Annotated in this window: 1 protein-coding gene; it reads right to left on the bottom strand. The window is 46.1% G+C overall.

Annotated features, from left to right (window positions below):
- On the bottom strand, window positions 1-243 hold a 243-nt coding region (locus HPT30_RS00205; RefSeq protein WP_175369642.1), incomplete at both ends, for a transposase.

Genomic DNA, 243 nt, shown 5'->3' on the forward strand with positions numbered 1-243 from the left:
AGCTCCGGTCTTTGCTGAAGATGTGCATCGCTTTTTTTAGGATGGCGATTTCCTCTTCCAGATCCTTATTCTTCTGCTCTAGTTCTGAAATTTGTTTCTCTTGCGTACGCAGCTTGCCGCTTCCCACAAACGGTTCATCGGGGAACTGGCGGTACGTCATCATCCAGTTTTTGAGTGTACCCTTTGGAATGTTTAGTTCCAGGGCAATTTCGTCCATGGACTTCCGTTGTTCTTGAATGTACT

It is taken from the genome of Paenibacillus agri, assembly GCF_013359945.1.
GTDB lineage: Bacteria > Bacillota > Bacilli > Paenibacillales > Paenibacillaceae > Paenibacillus_AQ > Paenibacillus_AQ agri.